We start from the raw sequence: 21631 nt of genomic DNA, 5'->3' as shown, positions 1-21631 counted from the left end.
GGATGGCAACGAAAAAGATTGCAAAGAACATTAAGTTTGAAGATGCCTTAAGCGAGCTGGAAGCACAGGTACAGCTTCTGGAAAGCGGCGAGCTGCCTTTGGACAAGGCTCTGGAGGTATTCAAATACGGTGTGGAGCTGAGCCGTGTCTGCAGCAGCAGATTGGAAACAGTGAAGCAGGAGGTTGAAAAAATCGTTGTTACCGACAGTAACGACGTTGGCTATAAATTAGAAGCATTCCAGGATTTGGAGGTAAAATAATGGATTTTAAAGCTTATTATGCTAACCAGCAAAAACTTGTAGAAAACTATTTGAAGAACAGAATTGCTAAAAAGGGTATTTCCAAGGTAGATGAAGCTATGGAATACAGCCTGATGGCAGGCGGTAAACGCATTCGTCCAATTCTGCTGATGGCTGCGGCAGAGGCTGTGGGCAGCAAGGGCTACAATTATTTGCCTGTGGCTTGCGGTCTGGAAATGATTCACACCTATTCTCTGATTCACGATGACCTGCCGTGCATGGATGACGATGATTATCGTCGCGGCCGTCTGACTAACCATAAGGTTTTTGGTGAGGCCATGGCAGTGCTTGCCGGTGACGGCCTGCTCACTTTGGCGTTTGAGGTAATGCTGGAGCAGAAGAATGTTGACCCTAAGGTTCTGATTGAAACTGTACGTGAAATGGCTATGTGTGCCGGTAACTTTGGCATGGTTGGCGGTCAGGGCCTTGATTTGGAATTTGAAGGCAAAAAGATTACGCCGGATGAGCTGCGCAAACTGCATGCGGGCAAGACCGGTGCGCTTTTTATTGCTGCCATCCGCGGCGGTGCGCATCTGGCCGGCGCTAATGATCAGCAGCTTTTGGCGCTCACCAAATTTGCTGATTTGCTTGGACTTGCCTTCCAGATTACCGATGACATCCTTGATGTCGAAGGCACTGAGGAGGAGCTTGGCAAGCCGGTAGGCAGCGATGCCAAGAACCACAAATCTACTTATGTAACACTGTACGGCCTGCAGGCAGCACATGAGCTGGCAGAAAAGACTGTGGCAGAGGCTTTGGAATGTCTGGAAATGTTTGGCGAGAACGCAGAGCCTTTACGTGAAATTACCCGCCTGATGACTGACAGAAAGAAGTAATTATGGCAGAGAATAAATTTTTAGATAAAATTAATTCACCGGCTGATGTCAAAAAGCTTTCCGTGCCGCAGCTGGAGCAGTTGGCTAAGGAAATCAGACAGCTTTTAATTAGCGTTATTTCGCACACCGGCGGCCATCTGGCGCCGAATCTGGGCGTAGTAGAGCTGACTTTAGCCTTACATAAGGTTTTTAATACACCGGAAGATAAGATTATTTTCGACGTAGGTCATCAGGCCTATATCCATAAAATTATTACCGGACGCAGGGAGCAATTTCCTACGCTGCGCCAATACGGCGGTCTTTCCGGTTTCCCTAAGCGCAGCGAAAGCGAGCACGATGCCTTCGGTACCGGTCATTCCAGTACGTCTATTTCTGCAGCGCTTGGCATGGCCTGCGCCCGCGACCTGCAGGGAGAGGATTATAATGTTGTAGCTGTCATCGGTGACGGCTCCATGACCGGCGGTATGGCTTTCGAAGCGCTGAACAATGCCGGTATGCTGCATAAGAATATGATTGTTGTGCTCAACGATAACGAAATGTCTATTTCCAAAAACGTGGGCGCGATGAGCGAATATCTTTATCAGCTGCGTACAGGCGAAACCTATAATAAAATTAAAAATGATATTGAGGGCTGGCTCAAGAATATGGAGTTCGGCAGTGATGTGCTGAAGGCTATCCGCCGCCTGAAGGGCAGCGTAAAGTACCTGATGGTGCCGACTTCTATTTTTGAAGAGCTTGGCTTTACTTATTTGGGACCGGTTGACGGACACGATCTGGATGGCTTGCTGGATGTATTGCAGACTGCCAAAAAGATTGACGGACCGGTTATGGTACACGTGCTGACGAAAAAGGGCAAGGGCTACAAGCCTGCGGAAGAAAGCCCCAATAAGTTCCACGGTACAGGCCCCTTTGATATTGCTACCGGCAAAAAGATTACTAATCCGAATGCACCCGTAAGCTATACCGAGGTTTTTGGTAAAACCTTGAGCAAGCTGGCTGATACCGACGATAAAATTGTTGGTATTACGGCTGCAATGCCTGATGGCACCGGCTTGAATATTTTTGCCGAGGCGCACAAGGACCATTTCTTTGACGTAGGTATTGCCGAGCAACATGCGGTTACTGCGGCTGCAGGTATGGCTGCTGCCGGAATGAAGCCTGTGGCAGCAATTTATTCTACCTTCATGCAGCGTGCTTATGACTCCATTATGCACGATATCTGCATGCAGAAGTTGCACGTAACGCTGTGTCTGGACCGTGCCGGTCTTGTCGGTGATGACGGCTATACGCATCATGGCGTTTTTGACTACGCTTATCTGCGCAGCATTCCCAACATGACCATTATGGTGCCGAAGGATGAGAATGAACTGCAACACATGCTGAAAACAGCGCTGGATTTTGACGGACCTGTTTCCGTGCGCTATCCGCGCGGCAGCGGTGTGGGCGTTGCGCTGGATACGCAGTGGCAGGATTTGCCGATTGGTAAGGCAGAGGTACTGCGTACCGGCAAGGATGTCTGTTTCTGGGCGATTGGCAGTATGGTGCAGACTGCGCTGGATGCAGCGGAGCTGCTGGAAGCGCAGGGAATCAGTGCCGGCGTTGTGAATATGCGCTTTGCCAAACCGCTTGATGCTAAACTCTTGCGGGGGCATGCGCAAAGCTATGGCAAGATTATTACTCTGGAAGAAGGCGTACTGGCAGGCGGTGTCGGCAGCGCAGTTCTCGAAGAGCTTAATGCAAATAAACTGCTGGAGCAGTGTGAGGTGCGTTGCTTCGGTATTCCCGATGAATTTGTAATGCATGGTGACAAAAAGCTGCTGTTCCGTGATTTGGGACTGGATACGCCAACCATTGCTGCCAAGGCTGCAGCATTTGTAAAGGGTGAAGAAGAGTGAAAAAAGAAAGACTTGATGTTCTGTTAGTTAACCGCGGTATGTTTGAAAGCCGTGCTAAGGCACAGGCTGCTGTTATGGCAGGACAGGTTTTGGTCAACGAACAGAAAATAGATAAACCGGGTACACCGGTGGCCCCGGAGGTTACTATCCGTCTGCTGGGCAACAAGCTGCCCTATGTAAGCCGCGGCGGTCTTAAGCTGGAAAAGGCTTTGCAGATTTTCCCCATCAGCGTAGATGGCAAGGTTGTAGCCGATATTGGCGCTTCTACCGGCGGTTTTACCGACTGCGCACTGCAGAACGGTGCGGCGAAGGTGTATGCGATTGACGTAGGCTATGGTCAGCTGGCATGGAAGCTGCGCAACGATGAGCGCGTAGTGAACATGGAGCGCACCAACGTGCGTTATCTGGAAGCAGACAGTCTGCCCGAGCAGGTTGATGCTGCTACCATCGACGTAGCTTTTATTTCGCTGGATAAAATTTTGCCGGCGGTACATAAAATCCTTAAGCCTGAAGGCTTTGTAGTGGCTTTAATCAAGCCGCAGTTTGAAGCAGGCAAGGAAAATGTCGGCAAGAAGGGCGTTGTGCGTGATGCTGCTGTGCATAAGCAGGTTATTAACAACGTTATCGGCTTTGCCAAGAGCGAAGGCTTCGGCATTGCTGGTCTGGACTTTTCTCCGATTAAGGGACCGGAGGGCAATATTGAATATCTGTTGCACCTGACGCTGGGTGACGACGATGCCGTAAGCAGCGAGCAGGTAGCACAGCTTGTAGGCCGCAGTCATGGCGACTTAGATAAGAAAGCAGAAAAGACAGAGGCATGAGATGCAAAAGAAACGTTTAGGGGTTTTTCCCAACTTGGGTAAAGAAAACGTCTGCATTGCTCTGCCGGAATTTATTCAGCTTTGTAAGGACTGGGGACTTGAACCGGTGCTGCCTGAGAAGGTAGCGCAGCAGTATGGCGTGAGCAGCTACAATAAAAGTGAGCCGCAAACGCTCAAAACGCTGGACTATGGTGTCAGCCTCGGCGGTGACGGCACACTGTTGCAGATGGCGCGTCACCTTGCACCGCTCGATGTGCCTGCCTTCGGTATTAACTTCGGTAAGCTGGGATTTTTGGCAGAGATTGATTTGCAGGGGATGTATAAGGCTATCAGCCGTCTGGCTCAGGGCAACTATACGCTGGAAAGCCGCAGTTTGCTGCAGGCGAGAGTTATCTGCGGCGATGAAGTAATCGCTACGGCGCATGCGCTCAATGATTTGGTTCTGGCCAAGGGCATGTTCAGCAAGCTGGCGCATATGATGCTTTTTATCAACGGACGCTTATCCGGTAAGTATGCAGCCGATGGCTTGATTATCGCAACGGCGACAGGCTCTACAGCATATTCACTCTCCGCAGGCGGACCGCTTGTTATGCCGGAGCTTGCTGTCAGCGTCATTACGCCTGTCTGCGCGCATTCGCTGACGAACAGAGCGCTTGTTATTCCTATGTCGGAAACAATCGAGCTCAGGCCGATTCCCGGTAGCGAGGAAATGCTGCTTTCTGCTGACGGCGAGAATGTTATCGAGGTGCCTAACGATACCAGTGTGCATATCGCCAAATCGCCTTATGAGATGAAATTTGTAAGACTTACGCGACGTGATTATTATCAGACTTGGCAACAAAAATTAATGCGCAATCTATAGGCGGCGCACGATAAGGCACCGTATACGTCATCAGGACTCCTAGACGTAGCAGTAGTACGCCGTCGTCGCCCTTCTTCGTCTCCGGTACCTTCTCGTGTGCCGTGACGTAAACGAAGGATAGAGGTACAGGGTGTGGCGCACGATAAGACATTGTAGTATACATTATCAGGGCTCCTCGACGTTGCAGTAAGTACACCATCGTTACTCTTCTTCGCTTCCGGCATCTTCTCGTGTGCTGTGGCGTAAACGAAGGATAGACGTACAGGGCGCGGCGCACGATAAGGCACTATATAGAATACGTAAGGCATTACTATACATCATAACCTTCATAGATGTATCATAAATATAGGAAAGTAAGACATAGAAATATTTTGCTTTTAGAGGTGATTGACTATGAAAATGACCAGACACGCTAAAATTAAAGAGATTATTGACAACAATAAGATTGAAACGCAGGAGGATTTGGCTTCCGCTTTACGTCATCAGGGCATTGATGTTACGCAGGCAACTGTTTCACGCGATATCAAGGAGCTGATGCTGGTCAAGGTACCGGATGCCAACGGCCATTACCACTACGCATATCCGAAGGAGCACAGCATGATGCTGACTATGGAGCGCCTGGAGCGTACCTTTAACGATTCTATCGTCAGTGTGCGTGCTTCCGACAGTATGGTGGTTATCCGTACACTGCCTGGCACAGCGCAGGCTGTTGCCTTTGCTGTGGATTACATGAAGTGGCCGGAAATTCTTGGCTCTATTGCCGGTGATGACACTGTTTTCATCGCCCTGCCCAATAAAGAAGCTGTACTCACTCTGCTGGAACGCTTCAAGGAATACAGATAAGCGAGGCACAAAATTATGCTGCAATCATTGCATGTTCACAATTTTGCACTGTTAGAGGACGCGCATGCTGATTTTACCCCCGGCTTCAATGTTTTCACAGGTGAAACCGGTGCTGGTAAATCTATTTTGATAGATGCCTTCGGTATGGTGCTGGGCGGACGCTCGTCTGCCGATTACGTGCGCAGCGGCACTGATGGACTGTGGGTGCAGGCTGTTTTTGACGTGAGCGGTCAGCAGGAAATTAAAGCGCTGCTGGCGGAGCACGGTCTGGAGCCGGAGGAGGATTTATTCCTTAAGCGTCAGATTAGTGCTGCGGGCAAGAGCCGTGCCTTTATCAACGGTGTGCAGGTGCCTTTGGCTGTCCTGAAGGCTATTGGTGCGCGTTTGGTTGATATTCATGGCCAGCACGAGAACCAGGCGCTGCTGAAGCCTGACGCGCCGCTGTATCTGACGGACGCTTTTGGCGGTCCGAAGCTGGTACAGGCACTGCAGGAGTATAAGCAGCTTTACAGTGAATATACTGCTGCGGTCAAGCATTTGAGCAAGCTGGAGCAGGAAAATGAGCAGCAGGATTTGTTGCTTGACCGTTACGCCTGGGAAATAAAGGAGATTTCGGATGCTGCTTTAAAGCCAGGCGAGGAAGATGGCCTGGAGGCGGAGGCGCGTTTGCTGCAGAACAGTGAGCGCATTATGAAGGCCGTTGACAGCTCTTATCAGCAGCTTGATGAGGAGGACGCAATCCTTTCCCGTCTGGTGCGTGTGCGTGACCAGCTGCAGTATGCGGCTCGCTACGACAGCCGTCTGGCGCCGCTTGCTGAATGTGCTGACAGTGCCTGGATTAGTCTGGACGATTGCCGCACGGAGCTGAGCGAGTATATGGCAGGCAGTGAATTCAACGGTGAGCGCGCGGCGCAGGTGCAGCAGCGCCTTGATATTATTTACCGCCTGCAGAAGAAGTATGGTGGCAGTACACAGTCGGCGCTGGATTATCTGCAGCAGACACAGGAAAAGCTGGAGCAGCTGCAGCAGATTGCAAAGCTCTTGGAGCAGGCGCAGAAGGCGGTAGCAGAAGCGGTTGTGCGTTTGGGACGTGCTGCCGCAGTGCTGACGCAGCTGCGTGAGGCCAGCGCGCAGGCGTTGGCGCAGCGTATTACGCAGCATATCCGTGATTTGGCGATGCCTAATGGTTTACTGCAGATAAAATGCGGTCAGCTGGATAAGTTTATGCCGCTTGGACGCGATGAGCTGAAATTTATTTTCAGTGCAAATATGGGCGAGCCGCTGAATGACCTGGAAAAGGTAGCGAGCGGCGGCGAGCTGAGCCGTATTGCTTTGGCGGTTAAGACTGTATTGATGAACAGCGGCGATGTTGCGACGATGGTATTTGACGAGATTGATACCGGTGTCGGCGGCGTTACGGCGCAGAAGATGGCGGAAAAAATTGCTGCTATTTCCAGTGTCGGCCAGGTGTTGTGTATTACGCATCTGCCGCAGATTGCTGCTTTTGCGGATAATCATATTCATATCGAAAAGCAAAGTGTCGACGGACGCACGGTAACGCAGCTGACGACGCTTGATTATAACGGACGTTTGCAGGAGCTGGTGCGTATGACTGCAGGTGCAACTGCCAGCAGGGCGGCATTTGAAAGTGCTACCGAGCTTCTGCAAGGTGCGGAGCAGATAAAAAGCAGCTTAAAGCGACTGCAGGAGAAATGAGGTAAGATGATGCTGAAAAAATTTCATGAGGCAGCTTTAGATGAAATATATGTACCGGGAAGCAACGAGGAGGTCTTTAACGGCCGCCTGCTGAAGGTGCAGCGCGACCACGTAACGCTGCCGAACGGTAATGACACAACGCGTGAATATATCAGTCATCCTGGCGCAGTGGCGATTGTACCGGTGCTGCCTGACGGACGTGTGGTGTTGGTGAAACAGTGCCGTTATCCGCTTGGTACACTGCTGTGGGAAATTCCCGCAGGCAAGCTGGACCATGGTCCGGAGGAGGATCCTGCGGAATGCGCTAAGCGTGAGCTGAGCGAGGAAACAGGCTATGACGCAGAGCATTGGGAGAAGCTGATTAGCATTGCAACCACGCCGGGATTTTCTGATGAAATTATCCATTTATATAAGGCCTGGGGACTGCAAAAGTTTGCCCAGCATACCGATGAGGACGAATTCATCGGCGTGCAGGCCTTTACTCCCGCAGAGTTGCGTCGCATGGTTGCGGATGGCGAGCTGTATGATGCTAAAACCCTGTGTGCTCTTTACGCTGCAAAGATAATCTGAAAAAGTCAATCACAATAGTTATTTGAGGCTGCTGAGAAGGCAGCCTCTTTTTTCGTGCCTTAGCTTGTCAAGCTGGCGTTACTTCTTTATAATAGAAAGTAAGTGTTTAATAAATTTCTATGAGGGAGCAGATGATACAGATGAAAAAGATGCAATATGTGCTTGCTTCGCTGCTGGCGGCAAGCGTTTTTACAACTGCAGCCGAGGCTGCTAATTTTAATAATGAAGTTAAAACCCAGCAGGGTGTTGTTGCCGGTGCTTATGACGACAAGCATCAGGTAGTGCAATGGCTGGGTGTTCCATATGCGCAGCAGCCGACAGGTGCTGACCGTTGGCGTGAAGCGCAGCAGGCAAAGAAGCATAAGGGCATTTTGGACTGCACGAAGGCTGCTCCGGCAAATATCCAATATAACGGCAAAAAGGTGCTCGGTCAGGAGGGCGTGCTGACGCTGGATATCGTGCGCCCCGATATACAGGAAAAAAATCTGCCGGTACTGGTTTATATCCACGGCGGCAATAACCAGGCCAGCAACAGCCATCTGATGGAGGGCAACAAGCTGGCGCAGGAAGGCAACATGGTTTATGTTTCCGTACAGTATCGCCTGGGACTTTTTGGCTTTAATAATCTGCCTGCTCTGGCAGACGGCAACAAGAAGGAAAAGAGCGGCAACTTCGGCTTCCTTGACCAAGCGGCGGCTTTGGACTGGGTACGTGACAATATTAAGGAGTTCGGCGGTGACGCCAAGAATATCACTGTTTCCGGTTTTTCTGCCGGCGGACGTGATGTTATGGCGATGCTGATTTCACCTGTTTTCAAAAATAAATTTGATAAGGCTATTTCCTTTAGCGGCGGTCTGACTGTTGCCAATGCTGAAAAGAGCAAGAAAACTATCGCGCAGAAATTAGCGCCGATGGTGGTAGAGGACGGCAAGCAAAATAACCTGATTAACGCTGAAAACTGGCTTTTGAGTGACAATGGTAAGGATAAAAAGGCTGTGCGTCAATATCTGCAGGCAATGCCGGCAGAACGTCTGGCTCCGGTGATGGCAGGCGCTGTCATTCGCATGAGCGCCTTCCCCCATCTTTACGGCGATGGCGAGGTACTGCCGGAAGAAGGCTTTGCTACGAAGCATTACTACAGCGTACCGCTGATGATGCTGGCAAGTGCTGATGAGTTCAGCTCTTTTGCTGCGCGCGACCCCTTTTTCAAGGATCGTCTGAACTTAATCAACAACGATTATAAGACTACCAGTGAATTTAAATTTGCCAATAAATACGGCAGTGCTTTGTATGGCTTCTTCAACGGCCAGCAGTCTGCCGAGGTTTTGTATCCGCATTATAAGGCTGATATGTATATCTGCAGCTTTGCCTTTGGCCATACTGCTGATGTTGTCGGCAAGGAATACATGGTGCGCAACGGTGCGCTGCATGGCATCTTCCAGCCCTTCCTGACGGATCAGGGCTATGGCTATACCAAAAATACCGATGCCTTTGAGCAGGCAGGCTCCAAGGAGCTGAGCAAAGCATTTATTGCTTCGATAGCAGCCTTTATGCGTACCGGGAATCCTAATACTCCAGCTTTGGGTACAACATGGCAGGCTTGGAATCCCACCTATCGTCCGGAGCTTGTATTGGATGCCAACCGTCAGCATGCACGCATCAGCAGCATCAACAGCAGAGTAAGCTATGCCGGTATTTTGGCTGAGATGGCAAATGACAAGAGCGTTAATGAGCAAAGCAAAAATTATATCATTCATAATGTGCTGAACGGACGCTGGTTCAGCGATGAGCTGGATGCCCAATATGGTAACCCCAGCCTGTGGCCTAAATAAGCAGTTTTATAAGGAGCTGATTAATAATGACAGAAGAAAAAAATACTACTCCGCTTCATGGCAGTAATGTTGCCAGAGAGCAGATCCCGGCAGCCTGCAAATGGCATGTAAGCGATATATATGCCAGTGAAAAGGATTGGCAGGCGGCCTGCGAAGAATATAAAAGCAAGCTGCCGCAATTGCGGGCTATGCAGGGCAAACTGAATACTGCAACCGCAGTTTGCGCAGCTTTAAAGCTGCAGGAAGAGCTGGCAAAGCTGCTGGATAAGATTTATGCTTACGCACGCTTGCAGCAGGATGCCGATAATACCGACCAGAAGCTGCAGGCGCTGGCAGGCGAGGCCGAAGGTATGGCGGCAGCCTTCAGTAACGCTAACGCCTTTGTAGAGCCGGAAATGCTGGCCTTAGGTAAGGAAAAACTGCTGCAAATGCTGGACGAAGAGCCTGCATTGGCAGAATACCGTTTTTATATTAAAAATATGGTTCGTTTATCAGACCATGTTTTGTCTGCCGATAAAGAGGCTGTTTTTGCGCAAAGCCGTCTGGCAACAGGCACAGTGGCAGCGGCCTTCCGCGCGCTCGTGAGCGCTGATATGCAGTTCCCGGAGATTACCGACGGCCAGGGTAACAAGACGAGCGTCAGTGAAGGCTGTTATCTGCTGAATATGACTTCGCCCGACCGTGTACTGCGTAAAAATTCCTTTACCGGCCTGATGAATACCTATCATCAATACCGCAATACGCTGGCAGCAACGCTCACAGGCTCTGCGCGCACCGGTTATTTCTATGCTACCGTGCATAACTATAAAGATACACTGGAAGCAGCGTTGGCAGAGGATAATATTCCGTCCAGTCTTTACGACGGACTGATTGATACCGTGCATGATAATTTTGCACCGCTGCATGAGTATATCCAATTGAAGAAGGATGTACTTGGTGTAGATGAATTCCATTACTATGATATGTATATGCCTATTTCCAATGCAGGCGACACCTTTGCCTGCAGCTTCCCGGAGGCCTGCGCCAAGGTTGAGGAGGCACTGGCACCGTTAGGCAAAGAATATCTGACGGCACTGCATAAAGGCATGACCGAAGGCTGGATTGACGTTTACGAAAACAAGGGCAAGCGCTCCGGCGCATATTCCTGGGGCGTGTATGGCGTGCATCCCTTTGTGCTGCTCAATTATCAGCCGCGCTACAACAGCATTTCTACCATTGCACATGAAATGGGCCATGCTATGCACAGCTATTTCAGCAGTCAGGCGCAGAGCTACGTTAATTCGGAATATACTATTTTCTGCGCTGAGGTTGCGTCCACAACGAACGAAAACCTATTGCTGGAGCATACCTTGAAGCATGCTACGGCGGAGCAGAAGATTTATCTTTTGAACCAGTTTTTGGAGGCAGTGCGCACAACGGTTTACAGACAGGTGCAGTTTGCTGAATTCGAAAGATATATTCACGGCGAAATCACAGCAGGCCGTTCGCTGCAGGCCGAAAAGCTGGAGGAATACTGGCTGCAGAGCAACAGGGATTACTATGGCCCGGCGCTGACTGTGGACAAGGAACTGGCAAGCGAATGGTCACGCATACCGCACTTCTACACGCCGTTTTATGTGTACAAGTACGCAACAGGCTACAGTGCAGCGACCGCCTTCGCCAGCGCTATTTTAAGCGGCGAAGAGGGAGCAGTGGAAAAATATTTGGGCTTTTTGCATGCGGGCGGCAGCGATTATTCTCTGAACATCCTGAAGAACGCCGGCGTGGATTTGAATACGCCGCAGCCTGTAACGGTAACGCTGCAGAAGTTTGCTGCTAAGCTCAAGGAGCTGAAGGCGCTGTTGGGAAAGTAAATTAAAGTAAGATAAAATATGGTATAATACTCCTAAGGCAGATTGGTTAAAGTTATTCAGCTGCTTTAGGAGTTTTTTGTTTGAGGTGCACAATGAAAAAGCGCAGGACATTGGAAGAAATTTTAGGCAGTAAGATTAATGCTGAATATAGCGAACAGCATGCTTATATCATGGAGCTTGTGGGTAGTGGGCGGATAAAGCCTGTACTTGCGTCGAAGAAAAACGGCAAGAAGCCACCGTTGTATCGGGAATACTGGGAGCTGGAGGAGAAGCAGGATTATTCAGCGTTAAAACAGGAGCTTTTGTTTAACCTGGCTCCGCAAATTAATATAACATATTATCAGAATAATCTTGAAGCCTATGATAAAGAACGCAAGGATGTTTTGTCGTTGAGCAATTTTTTGCAGAACAGTGCTGCTTTACTTACGAAGCCTGTTTCTTACAACGAGCGCAGCTTCCAAATCTGGCAAAGGGAAAAGTTTTTGCTTCAGGGAACAGGCAAAAAAATATTGAGTCACTGCGGTTTGGAGCTTGCTAAACTAAACTGTTACAGTACTGCTGAGCCCTTTGCTTATTTTGCTTCAACACGTGCCGTACCGCAAAAGTTGTTGATTATAGAAAATAAAGACACCTTTTTTAGCATGAGAAAGCATCTGCTGGCAGGAAACAGGCAGCTTTTGGGAGAAAATATAAGTACTATTATTTACGGCGCCGGCAAAAGAGTTGTCAGCTATTTTCAGGAGTTTAACGCTAGCGCTGAACCATATATGCTGGCAGACGGAAATGAGCTGTTCTACTTTGGCGATTTGGATTACGAAGGCATAGGCATTTATGAAACGCTGGCAGAAAGTTTTGCTGAGCAGGGGGAGATTAAACCGTTTATTCCTGCGTATCTGGCGATGCTGGCGAAGGCAGGCAATTACAAGCAGCTGCCGTCCACGAAAAAAGACCAGAACCGAAATCTGCAGGGAGGATTCTTCCGTTATTTTCCCGTAAATGCGCAATCGCAAATGCAAAGTATTTTGCAGAAGGATTTGTATATCCCGCAGGAGATTTTGACGATAAGTGATTTTTGAGGTTGATTATGCAGTACGATTTTTTGAAGGATTTTACAAGACGCATGAAATGCGTAGGCTTATATGCTCTGCTTTATGATAATAGCAGTCAGAAGTATATCTGGAAGGAACGGGGTTTTAATACTTTGGACGAGCAGCTGAATGTCATTTTTTCTGTGATGCTTTATATTATGGAGCAGTCACTGAAGGAAGAAAGCTGTACTATTGATAATATTACTGTTTTTTTGGACAGTCTTAATGAAAAGTATTACAAAAAGTCCATGAGCTATGCTGAATGCAGTGATTTGGCTAAGTTTATTGTTAATGTAGTACTATCCAATGAAGGAAGGCCGATGTACTTTGGTGGTTATGATTATGAGCAGCAGGAGATGAAGGAGCTGCATATAAGCTACGTCAACAATCGCATTATCTATGACGAACAGGATGTGCGCCGTACCTCGTACTATCTTACAGATGATGGCTATAATCTGCTTTTGGGGACGCTGGAGGTTGAAAGCAATCTGAAGCTGACGATTCAGGAGATGATATTTAACCTGCATCTGGAGAAGCAAAGCTACGATAAGGCATTAGATGATGTAAAAAATATCTTTAACCTGATGCGTATTAAATTGCAAAAAACTCAAGCGGATATGCTACGAATAAAACGAAATCCACTAGAGTATAGTGTCGTGGAGTATAATGAGAGGGCACAAGACAATTTTAATACTCTTGAGGATTCTAAGAAAAAATTTGCTGGTTATCGTAATAAGGTACAGTCGCGGGTACAGGAGATGGAAGAGAAGCACATTCGCATAGAAGAGTTGTCTGCTGTAGATACTGAAAAGCTGCATGATTTACAAGAAATAGATAAATATTTAGCTAGAGCGATAGATGAGTATCAAAGAATTTTAAGTCTTCAGTTGGATTTGCAAGTATTATATGAAGAAGAACTGAAAAACGTATCAGAAATGTTCTTGGTACAGCGTTTTAATTTACACACAGAATTGTATGAAAGAGTTTTAGCTAATCCGTTTTGCCTGGAGCGGTTGGATATCTTTTTACGCCCACTGTTTAACAAGGCTCCAAATAAAGGATTAAATATTAACCAGTTCCTGACGCTGCAAAGGGTGCGCACGATGGAAGAGGACTGCCAGGAGGAAGCTATAGAGATTTTTGATGCCACTGCCTGGGAAGAAGAGCAGCGCCGTCGCGTACAGGAGAAAATGGCTAAGTATGAAGCCAGTTTGAGCGTTATTCTTGCACATACTTTGGCAAAAAAGGAAATTCAGCTTTCAGAGCTTATTGATGATCTTAGTCTGGAAGAGCGCGAGCTTTTGGTCCCTACGATAGGAATTTTTAAAGAAATAATGGTGGAGCTCCTCGGGATAAATGTTGTGAATATTGCAGAATTACGCAAAGAGCGTTCTGATTTTATCCTAGAGGAAACTAATGATTTCAGGCTACAAAATATGCTGCTTGAGATTTTAGATAAAAGAGCAGATTGGGAAGCCTTAAAAAAATTGGAGGTTTATCGTCTGCCAGAAGCAAAGCCTATTTTGCTTAAGCAGGCAGATGAAAATACAGGAATTTTAAAGAACGTCCGTTGTTCCGACGTTATGCTGAAGGCAGTTTGGGAGTGAAAAAATGGCTTATCAGACAGATGCTGTAAAAAATGCCCAGAAGATTTTTTATTATTTACTGGAGCATCATGAGCTGCGTGAAGAAAATGCGCCAGCATTATATAAGGCTTATATTGAGCAGAATGAGGTACAGGAACTTGTCAAGTCACAGGCTAATATTGCTGACTGCTCTATTGCAGCGTATAGTGGAGTTATTTATCTTATACCCAATGAGGATAATTATTTTCTGGGTTATTCTAAGGGACAGATGAAAAAAGAGCTTTGTCGTAGTGGTGCCACCGATAAGGATTATTATCTGGTGCAGTTTGTTATCCTGGTACTACTTTTGGAATTTTATGATGGGCAGGGCAGTAGCTCTAAAACGCGAGATTTTATCTTATTAGGCGAACTGCAAAACTCTATAACTGACAGGCTTAATGAAGGTGTAGCGCGCTATTCAGAGGATGAGCAGTCTCAAAATGGCATGGCCTTTACTGCTATGCGGGAGGTGTACGAGTCTTTAAAATCTGATGAAAAAAGTAGTCGTAAGAAAACAACTAAGGAAGGCTTCATGTCCGGAATTTTGCGTTTTTTGCAGGAGCAGGGCCTGATAGATTATATTGAACAGGATGAGATGATTAAGACAACTCGCAAGCTGGACAACTTTATGGATTGGGAGCTGTTGAATAAAAACAAGTTTTATCGTATACAGAAAATTATAGGAGCAGAAAAAAATGAGCAAAATTAATGCCATCAGACTGGTTAATGTAAACTATAATCATAATACTTGTCATATTAGTGATGAAACCTTACGATTTAATGGTCAGAGCACCTTGATTTTTTTGGATAATGGTGGCGGCAAATCCGTAATTGTGCAGCTTTTGACTGCTCTGTTTGTGCATAAGGGACATCGTAATTTCAATAAGAGAACCTTTGCCAGCTATTTTAAAACTGTCAAGCCTACTTTTATTATGGTAGAGTGGGTTTTGGACAATGGCGCCGGGTATTGCTTAACGGGAATGATGGTGCGTAAAAGCCAAAATGTTGATAATAATGAAGAGCTTGAGATAATCAATTTTATCAGTGAGTACAGAAACTCCTGTGAGCAGGATATTAATCATTTGCCTGTAGTTGAACGCAATGCCAAAGAGCTGAAGCTGAAAAGCTTTGCTGTATGCCGAGATATATTCGAAGGATATAAGAAAGAAAAGCTGAATAGTTTTTTCTACTATGACATGAATAACTATGCTCAAAGTAAGCAATATTTTAGTAAACTCGCGGAGTATGGCATAGATTATCGCGAATGGGAAAGCATACTAAAGAAAATCAATTCGGATGAGTCTGGCCTTTCCAAGCTGTTTTCCGACTGTAAGGACGAAAAAGGATTGATAGAAAAATGGTTCCTTGAGGCTGTTGAAAACAAGAAAAATAGAGATAAGAACAGCATGGAAGGATTCCGTGAGATTATGGGAAAATATGTTGCAGTTTACAGTGATAATTTTACTAAAATACAGCAACAGCAACAATTATCTTTATTTCAACAGAAGGCAGCACCGATAATCGAAATTGCTGGTGACTATGAAAAGATTTCTTTAGAGGTTAAAGCATCGTTGGCAAAGATAGTTGCATATTATCTTGAGCTGGAAAGATTAACAGCAGCTTCAGAAGCAGCAAAGGAATCATGCAGGCTGCAATTGCAGGAAGTGGCAAGCCAGCTGTTACAACTACATTATGAAGAGTATTCTGCTGATTATTATCACAAGGAAGCTGAATGGGAAAGTTTAGTAGCTGCTCAAAAGGAGCTTGTCGCAGAACTGAGCAGAATAGAAGCGCAGATTGAGACATTGAAAAGAGATGAACATATTCTTGATTGTGCATGCTTGCAGGAACGCCTGAAGAAAGATGAGCAGGATTTGAAAACTGCAGAGCAGCAGCTGGAAGCTTCACGCCAAAAGAATAAGGAGCTTGCACCCAAAAGGGAATATATCGGTTTTTTGCTGAAGCAGCATATAGAACAAAATATTCATGACAAACAGGCAAATCTTCAGGAAAGCCAGGATAATCAAGAACAATACGCTGTTGTGTTAAAGCAATATAGAAATGATTTTGAGCAACTGTTGCCACAGCTTAATGAATTGCATAGTAGACAAGGCTGTTTGGAAGGACAAATCAGAGCGTACTTTAATTTAGAAGATGCTTATAATAAGAAATGGCAGACTCCGGTAAATGCTTTGCAGCGCAATATGTATCAGGAATATGAAACTGGGGCGTTGGAGGGCTTGTCAAATGAGCTTACCACGGGGCTTGAGGAGTCATTAAAACAGCAGCAGGTACTTCAGCGTAAGCTGGTAGCTATTAAGAATGAGTTTAGCAGATTGGACATCGATATGCGCAGTCTGACAAAAACGCAAAACGAGCAAGAAGCAGCTTTAAATGTCAAAATACGGGATAAAGCAAGCATTGATGAGCAAATAGGAAAACGGAGAGGTTTACTGCAGTATTTACAGCTTACAGATGAGGTTATCTGGGATAAGCAACGGATACAAAATGAGCTTAAGAAAAAGCTGACAGAGCTAGAAGATATAAAGGCTGGTTTAAATAATAAGCTTGCGGAATACCAGAAACAATATAAATGTCTGCAGACAGGAAAAACCTTGGAGCTGTCTGAGGAATTGCTTAAGATGCTGAAGGATTTGGGAATAAATGTTGTTTATGGTATGGAATGGCTGCAAAAAAATAGAAACAGCGAGGAGCGTAACCGGGAGCTGGTAAGGCAGCATCCGTTCTTGCCATATGCTTTGATTATGACCAGCAAAGATATTGAAGAGCTGCAAAATGCTGAAAAAAATATTTATACTTCGTTCCCGGTGCCGATTATTTTACGCGAAAGCTTGACAGATGCGAACACACACATTGTAGCTGATGGTCTTTTACGATGTGGCGATGTAGATTTTTATATGCTTTTTAATGAAAATATGCTTAATGTGGCAAAATTTGAAAGTATGCTGGCTAAATTGCAGACTCAAATACAGGATATAAGGGATTCCTTAGAGCTGAGACAGCAAGAATATGCTTTTTATTGCAGTAAACAGGGTGAGCTGGATAAGCAGGAGTTTACTCAGGAAAGTTATAAAAGTCTGGTAGATGATTTGGCGGAAACACATGAAAAGCTAAAGGAGCTGGGGCAAGAATATGCCTCCGTTAAGAATACCAGAGAAGAACTTGTTCTGGAACAGGAGCAGACTATTAATGAACTCGATGGAATGCGGGAGACAATCAGTAAAAAACAGCAGCAAAAAGAGGATCTGCAGCAGCTAATTGTTAAGTACAACCAATATCTGCAGGATAAGAATGAGAGGGAAACTTGTCTAAGGGGCATTTCTGAAGGTGAAAAGCGGCAGAAAATGCTTCAGGGGGAATGCAATTCCTTACAAGATAAAATTCAATTTGAAAAACAACGTGTATATGAGATTGAGTTAGATATCAAAGATTTGAAGAAACATTTAGCAAGATATGAAGCTTACAGGAAGGTTCCGAAGCTGCAGAGTTTTGCCGATGTAAACGAGCTTGATACTTTAGCTCTTGAAGCACAGTTTGATGCTATTACGCAAAAGCTTTCCGGTGAGCTTAGGTATTATGAGAATAATAGGGAAAGCGTTGCTGAACGTGTAGAACGGACAAGAAATGAATTGCAGGGGAAGGCTGAGCGTTTTGGCCTAAAGGATGGTGCATGGCTTAACGTTCAATATAGTGAAGCAAAAGTACGAGAGGTCAGCGCACAACAAGAGGAGGTAGAGCGCGAGCATAAAGAAATTGCAAAGCAACGCAGTAAAGTTGAAATAAATATCGGTGTTATAAGAGAAAAGCTTAATCAAATCAGAAAACAGATGAAGAAAGATTGCTCTCAGCAAGAGCCTTTGCCAAAGGGTGAGCTTATACTGAAGGATTTTGCAGCAGTACGTGTTGACATCATACATAAGCAGCAAAGGTTGCAAGCACAGGAGAAAATCTTAGATGAGCAACTAAAAAGCTTAAATGAGAATATGGTATCTTTGGACGAATATGCAAAATTGAAAGAGCAAGCTGTTTGGGATGCTGCAGAAAAGCTTGAAAATCTGTCTAATGAAGAGCTGCGTACCTATACTGCAAAATTGAAAGCAAAGTATGGTGATGCTAAAGTTTTGCAAGCGAATACGAAGGATAAGCTGCAGCAAGTGTTGTTTGCACTAAGTAATGAAAAGGATTTCCAAAATGACTTTTTCAGAAAACGTATAGAGGTTTTAATCAGAAATACCGAGGATGCACATGTCTTCCTTCAGCAGATAAGTACAGTATTGCATGCTTTCAGCACTCTTTTAGAAAAGCATGAGGCGGATCTTTCTATCATTAAGCAGAACAAAGAGCAGATTATTGGTCAATTAGAGGAATATGTACAAGGTGTACATGATGAATTGGGACAGATTGACCGTAACTCTAGGATTAGAATTAGGGATCATGATGTTAAAATGTTGCGGCTGATTTTGCCAGTTTGGGATGATAATGCCAATACATATCATACCCGTGTCTGTGATTTTGTTGAATCGATTACTCAAAAATGTATGGAAAGGCTGCGCAAAAATGAGAATATTAGTGAGCTGATTGGTACATCATTAACGGTTAAAGAGCTTTATAACGCAGTTATTGGCGTTAATAATGTTCATGTACAGCTGTTTAAGGTTGAAGCTCAGCGAGAGTGGCAGGTTACATGGAGCGAGGTAGAGGTTAATTCTGGTGGTGAAGGCTTTTTATCAGCATTCGTTATTCTCTCCTGTCTTTTGTACTATATGCGTAGAGATAAGACTGATATTTTTGCTGACCGCAATGAAGGCAAGGTGCTGTTGATGGATAATCCTTTTGCAAAGACATATTCCAGTCATTTGCTTATGCCGATGAAGGAGATAGCTAAAAAGAATAATACGCAGCTCATTTCACTTACTGGTATCAAAACTGAAGCAATTTATAATTCTTACGATAATATTTATGTGTTGAGCCTTATTCCTGCCGGTTTGAGTAACAGCAGCTATTTGAAGAGTAAACGTCTTGACAAAAAGGATGGTAATGATGGTGAATTTCTGAGTCTGGCGCGTGTTGAGGTGACTAATGAAGGACAGATGGATAGTCTGTTCTAAGAGGTATTTTGGCAGTAAGTAACCCTCTATAAGAATTTTTAAATAAGGCTATTGACAAAGCTTTAAGAAACGAGTATAATTACTATTGTTCCGAGTGATTGGAACTTATGCCGAAGTGGCGGAATTGGCAGACGCACTTGACTCAAAATCAAGCGGGTTCACGCTCGTGCCGGTTCGAGTCCGGCCTTCGGCACCAGTAAATTTAGGCTCTACAATTTCGGTTGTAGAGCTTTTTCTGTATTTGTGGTTAAAAATTTGAGGAGCAAGGAAATGCAAGTAGTATTAAGCGCAATTAACAGTAAATATATCCATACCGGCCTTGGCCTACGCTATGTCGGCGAATATGCCAAAGCGCAGGGACATGAGGTAACATTAATAGAAGAAACTATCAACACACCGATTTTAGCGGTGTTGGAAAAAATCATGGCTGTACCGGCACAGGTCTACGGCTTTTCTGTGCATATATGGAATAAACCATTCGTTTTTAAACTTATACGAATGCTGCGCAAACTGCGTCCGCAAGCAGCAATCGTGATTGGCGGACCTGAGGTAGCGTTTGATGCGGAAAAAATTTTTGCGGAGCTGCCGCAGGCAGACTATATCGTGCAGGGAGAGGGTGAGCTGGTATTCAGCGAGCTGCTGGAGTATTTGGCTGGCGGTGGCTCTGTCCCTCAGCATATTGCGTATCGCGAAGGGGAGCAGGTGAACCTGAACGGCGGCATTACCGTAATAGATGATATGTCACTGCTGCCGTTCCCGTATCCTGATCTGGGAAAAATGCTGGCAGAGCATAAGATAGTTTATTACGAATGCACGCGTGGCTGCCCATTTAATTGCGCGTATTGCCTGTCCGGTATATCGCGTTCTGTGCGCAAGCGTCCGCTGAAGCTAGTGCTGCGCGATTTGGACCGATTTATTGCTGCAGGTGTGCCTTTGGTGAAATTCGTAGACCGTACTTACAATCTGGATGAAAAATACTTTCTGCCGATGATGCGACATCTGGCGCAGGCTGATACAAATGCAACCTTCCATTTTGAAATCAAGGCTGATATACTGTCAGAGCACGTTATGGATTTCCTGGCGACTGTTCCGAAGGGACGCTTTCAGTTGGAAATCGGCATTCAGAGCACGCATCAGCCAACATTAAAAGCTATCAACAGGCAGGATAACTGGGAAAAGCTGTCTGCTAATATCAAACGTCTGCTGTCCTTCGGTAATATGCATATCCATGTTGATTTGATTGCCGGTCTGCCGTATGAGGATTTGCCGACCTTTGCCAAATCCTTTGATGATGTTTACGGACTGGGTGCAGATATGCTACAGCTTGGCTTTTTAAAGGTATTGCCAGGCACGCAGATGCGTCGTGAGACTGAGCAGCACGATTTGCGGTATATGGACGAGCCGCCATATGAAATTTTAGCGACTAAGTATATGCCGTATGAGGATATGCTTTATTTGAAGCATTTAGATAATATTCTGGACCAGACGGCCAACAGCGGTGGCTTTAAATATACGCTGAGGGCATTGCTGCGTGCTTCCGGCATGAATGCATTTGCCTTTTACAGACAGCTGACGCAGTGGTGGGTTAAGGCAGGATTCTATCCGCAGACACATAACGCCAAGGGTGTAGCAGCTGTCTTAAAGCAGTTTATAGAAGAAAATTATGTAGAGCAGCAAACGGAATTGCTGGAGATTCTGCGTTTTGACGTGTTCTGCGAGATACCTCAGTGGCGTCCGGAGTGGCTGAAGTGGCAGACGGAGGAAATTTTTGAGGCAGTTTCTGCTTTTTGGCGCGATGAGGAAAAGGTGCGCCGATATATTCCTGCATATAAGTTCAGCAGCTGGCGCCAAATTCATAAGCTGTATCCGATTGAATTGTTTAAAGCTGATTGGGAAACCGGTAATGCAGAAGAAATTTTTGTGATGCTGGATAACAGCGGCGAGCAGCAGAAGCTGATTAAGTTGCCAATTGAAGTAAAATAGAATGGTATTAGTACAATAAAAAACGAGTTGACGAGAGAAAAAATTCTTGCGTCAGCTAGATTTTTTTTGGAGAAATTTACGCAGATTTTGCCGTTTTTCGGTAGAAATTTTAACTTTTTTTGAGATTTTTTGAAGGAATTTCAGGTGCTTTAAAGCGTGTATACATGATACTTCATTTGAATACTGAGCCACGTGTATCACGAAAAAATGTTAAAAAAGTAACAAAAAAGGTGTTGACATAATGCAGGTCACATGGTATTATATACAAGTCGACGCGAT

At 45.7% G+C, this 21631-nt stretch carries 15 protein-coding genes and 1 tRNA gene; all 16 read left to right on the top strand.

Annotated elements, in window-relative coordinates; translation table 11 throughout:
- Positions 1-2 precede the first annotated feature (2 nt).
- The 16 genes from xseB (at position 3) to Q0612_RS09645 (ending at position 21352) form a co-directional block, all read left to right on the top strand.
- Positions 3-260 (top strand): exodeoxyribonuclease VII small subunit, encoded by a 258-nt coding sequence (gene xseB, locus Q0612_RS09720; RefSeq protein WP_293388542.1) that lies wholly within the window; start codon positions 3-5, stop codon positions 258-260.
- The gene (locus Q0612_RS09715; protein WP_293723442.1) at positions 260-1135 is read left to right on the top strand and encodes a polyprenyl synthetase family protein; all 876 of its coding nucleotides are present in this window, start codon (positions 260-262) and stop codon (positions 1133-1135) included. The genes xseB and Q0612_RS09715 overlap by 1 nt, the downstream gene beginning before the upstream one ends.
- A gap of 2 nt (positions 1136-1137) precedes the next feature.
- A complete protein-coding gene (gene dxs / locus Q0612_RS09710; RefSeq protein ID WP_298884064.1) occupies positions 1138-3030 on the top strand; it encodes a 1-deoxy-D-xylulose-5-phosphate synthase in 1893 nt (630 codons plus the stop codon).
- The gene (locus Q0612_RS09705) at positions 3027-3851 is read left to right on the top strand and encodes a TlyA family RNA methyltransferase (protein ID WP_298884061.1); all 825 of its coding nucleotides are present in this window, start codon (positions 3027-3029) and stop codon (positions 3849-3851) included. The genes dxs and Q0612_RS09705 overlap by 4 nt, the downstream gene beginning before the upstream one ends.
- Position 3852: 1 nt before the next feature.
- A complete protein-coding gene (locus tag Q0612_RS09700) occupies positions 3853-4713 on the top strand; it encodes an NAD(+)/NADH kinase (RefSeq protein ID WP_298884058.1) in 861 nt (286 codons plus the stop codon).
- 393 nt (positions 4714-5106) lie between these two features.
- Positions 5107-5556 (top strand): arginine repressor, encoded by a 450-nt coding sequence (gene argR / locus Q0612_RS09695; RefSeq protein WP_293830632.1) that lies wholly within the window; start codon positions 5107-5109, stop codon positions 5554-5556.
- A gap of 15 nt (positions 5557-5571) precedes the next feature.
- Entirely contained in the window at positions 5572-7272 is a 1701-nt protein-coding gene (gene recN / locus Q0612_RS09690) for a DNA repair protein RecN (protein ID WP_298884054.1), read from the top strand.
- 9 nt (positions 7273-7281) lie between these two features.
- Entirely contained in the window at positions 7282-7842 is a 561-nt protein-coding gene (locus tag Q0612_RS09685) for an NUDIX domain-containing protein (RefSeq protein WP_367181734.1), read from the top strand.
- A gap of 140 nt (positions 7843-7982) precedes the next feature.
- Positions 7983-9674: a carboxylesterase family protein gene (locus Q0612_RS09680; protein ID WP_298884047.1), complete on the top strand. Its 1692-nt coding sequence runs from the start codon at positions 7983-7985 to the stop codon at positions 9672-9674.
- Between the two features lie 26 nt (positions 9675-9700).
- Complete coding sequence (gene pepF / locus Q0612_RS09675; protein ID WP_298884045.1) at positions 9701-11527, top strand: oligoendopeptidase F; 1827 nt, start codon at positions 9701-9703, stop codon at positions 11525-11527.
- Between the two features lie 92 nt (positions 11528-11619).
- Positions 11620-12603: a Wadjet anti-phage system protein JetD domain-containing protein gene (locus Q0612_RS09670; RefSeq protein WP_298884042.1), complete on the top strand. Its 984-nt coding sequence runs from the start codon at positions 11620-11622 to the stop codon at positions 12601-12603.
- A gap of 8 nt (positions 12604-12611) precedes the next feature.
- Positions 12612-14222: a hypothetical protein gene (locus tag Q0612_RS09665; RefSeq protein WP_298884039.1), complete on the top strand. Its 1611-nt coding sequence runs from the start codon at positions 12612-12614 to the stop codon at positions 14220-14222.
- Positions 14223-14226: 4 nt separating this feature from the next.
- Positions 14227-14949 (top strand): DUF6063 family protein, encoded by a 723-nt coding sequence (locus tag Q0612_RS09660; RefSeq protein WP_298884037.1) that lies wholly within the window; start codon positions 14227-14229, stop codon positions 14947-14949.
- Complete coding sequence (locus tag Q0612_RS09655) at positions 14936-19369, top strand: hypothetical protein (protein ID WP_298884034.1); 4434 nt, start codon at positions 14936-14938, stop codon at positions 19367-19369. The genes Q0612_RS09660 and Q0612_RS09655 overlap by 14 nt, the downstream gene beginning before the upstream one ends.
- A gap of 109 nt (positions 19370-19478) precedes the next feature.
- Positions 19479-19565, top strand: a tRNA-Leu gene (locus Q0612_RS09650).
- Positions 19566-19639: 74 nt separating this feature from the next.
- The gene (locus Q0612_RS09645; RefSeq protein ID WP_298884031.1) at positions 19640-21352 is read left to right on the top strand and encodes a B12-binding domain-containing radical SAM protein; all 1713 of its coding nucleotides are present in this window, start codon (positions 19640-19642) and stop codon (positions 21350-21352) included.
- Positions 21353-21631 lie beyond the last annotated feature (279 nt).

The organism is uncultured Phascolarctobacterium sp. (genome assembly GCF_937920985.1).
Taxonomy (GTDB): domain Bacteria; phylum Bacillota; class Negativicutes; order Acidaminococcales; family Acidaminococcaceae; genus Phascolarctobacterium_A.
Note: the sequence above shows the minus strand (reverse complement) of the source record. Positions and strands in the feature narration are given on the sequence as shown.

Bases quoted from the DNA above. Each gene is read 5' to 3' on its own strand.
- xseB (WP_293388542.1), top strand. From the start codon at position 3: ATGGCAACGAAAAAGATTGCAAAGAACATTAAGTTTGAAGATGCCTTA.
- Q0612_RS09715 (WP_293723442.1), top strand. From the start codon at position 260: ATGGATTTTAAAGCTTATTATGCTAACCAGCAAAAACTTGTAGAAAAC.
- dxs (WP_298884064.1), top strand. From the start codon at position 1,138: ATGGCAGAGAATAAATTTTTAGATAAAATTAATTCACCGGCTGATGTC.
- Q0612_RS09700 (WP_298884058.1), top strand. From the start codon at position 3,853: ATGCAAAAGAAACGTTTAGGGGTTTTTCCCAACTTGGGTAAAGAAAAC.
- argR (WP_293830632.1), top strand. From the start codon at position 5,107: ATGAAAATGACCAGACACGCTAAAATTAAAGAGATTATTGACAACAAT.
- recN (WP_298884054.1), top strand. From the start codon at position 5,572: ATGCTGCAATCATTGCATGTTCACAATTTTGCACTGTTAGAGGACGCG.
- Q0612_RS09685 (WP_367181734.1), top strand. From the start codon at position 7,282: ATGCTGAAAAAATTTCATGAGGCAGCTTTAGATGAAATATATGTACCG.
- Q0612_RS09680 (WP_298884047.1), top strand. From the start codon at position 7,983: ATGAAAAAGATGCAATATGTGCTTGCTTCGCTGCTGGCGGCAAGCGTT.
- pepF (WP_298884045.1), top strand. From the start codon at position 9,701: ATGACAGAAGAAAAAAATACTACTCCGCTTCATGGCAGTAATGTTGCC.
- Q0612_RS09670 (WP_298884042.1), top strand. From the start codon at position 11,620: ATGAAAAAGCGCAGGACATTGGAAGAAATTTTAGGCAGTAAGATTAAT.
- Q0612_RS09665 (WP_298884039.1), top strand. From the start codon at position 12,612: ATGCAGTACGATTTTTTGAAGGATTTTACAAGACGCATGAAATGCGTA.
- Q0612_RS09660 (WP_298884037.1), top strand. From the start codon at position 14,227: ATGGCTTATCAGACAGATGCTGTAAAAAATGCCCAGAAGATTTTTTAT.
- Q0612_RS09655 (WP_298884034.1), top strand. From the start codon at position 14,936: ATGAGCAAAATTAATGCCATCAGACTGGTTAATGTAAACTATAATCAT.
- Q0612_RS09645 (WP_298884031.1), top strand. From the start codon at position 19,640: ATGCAAGTAGTATTAAGCGCAATTAACAGTAAATATATCCATACCGGC.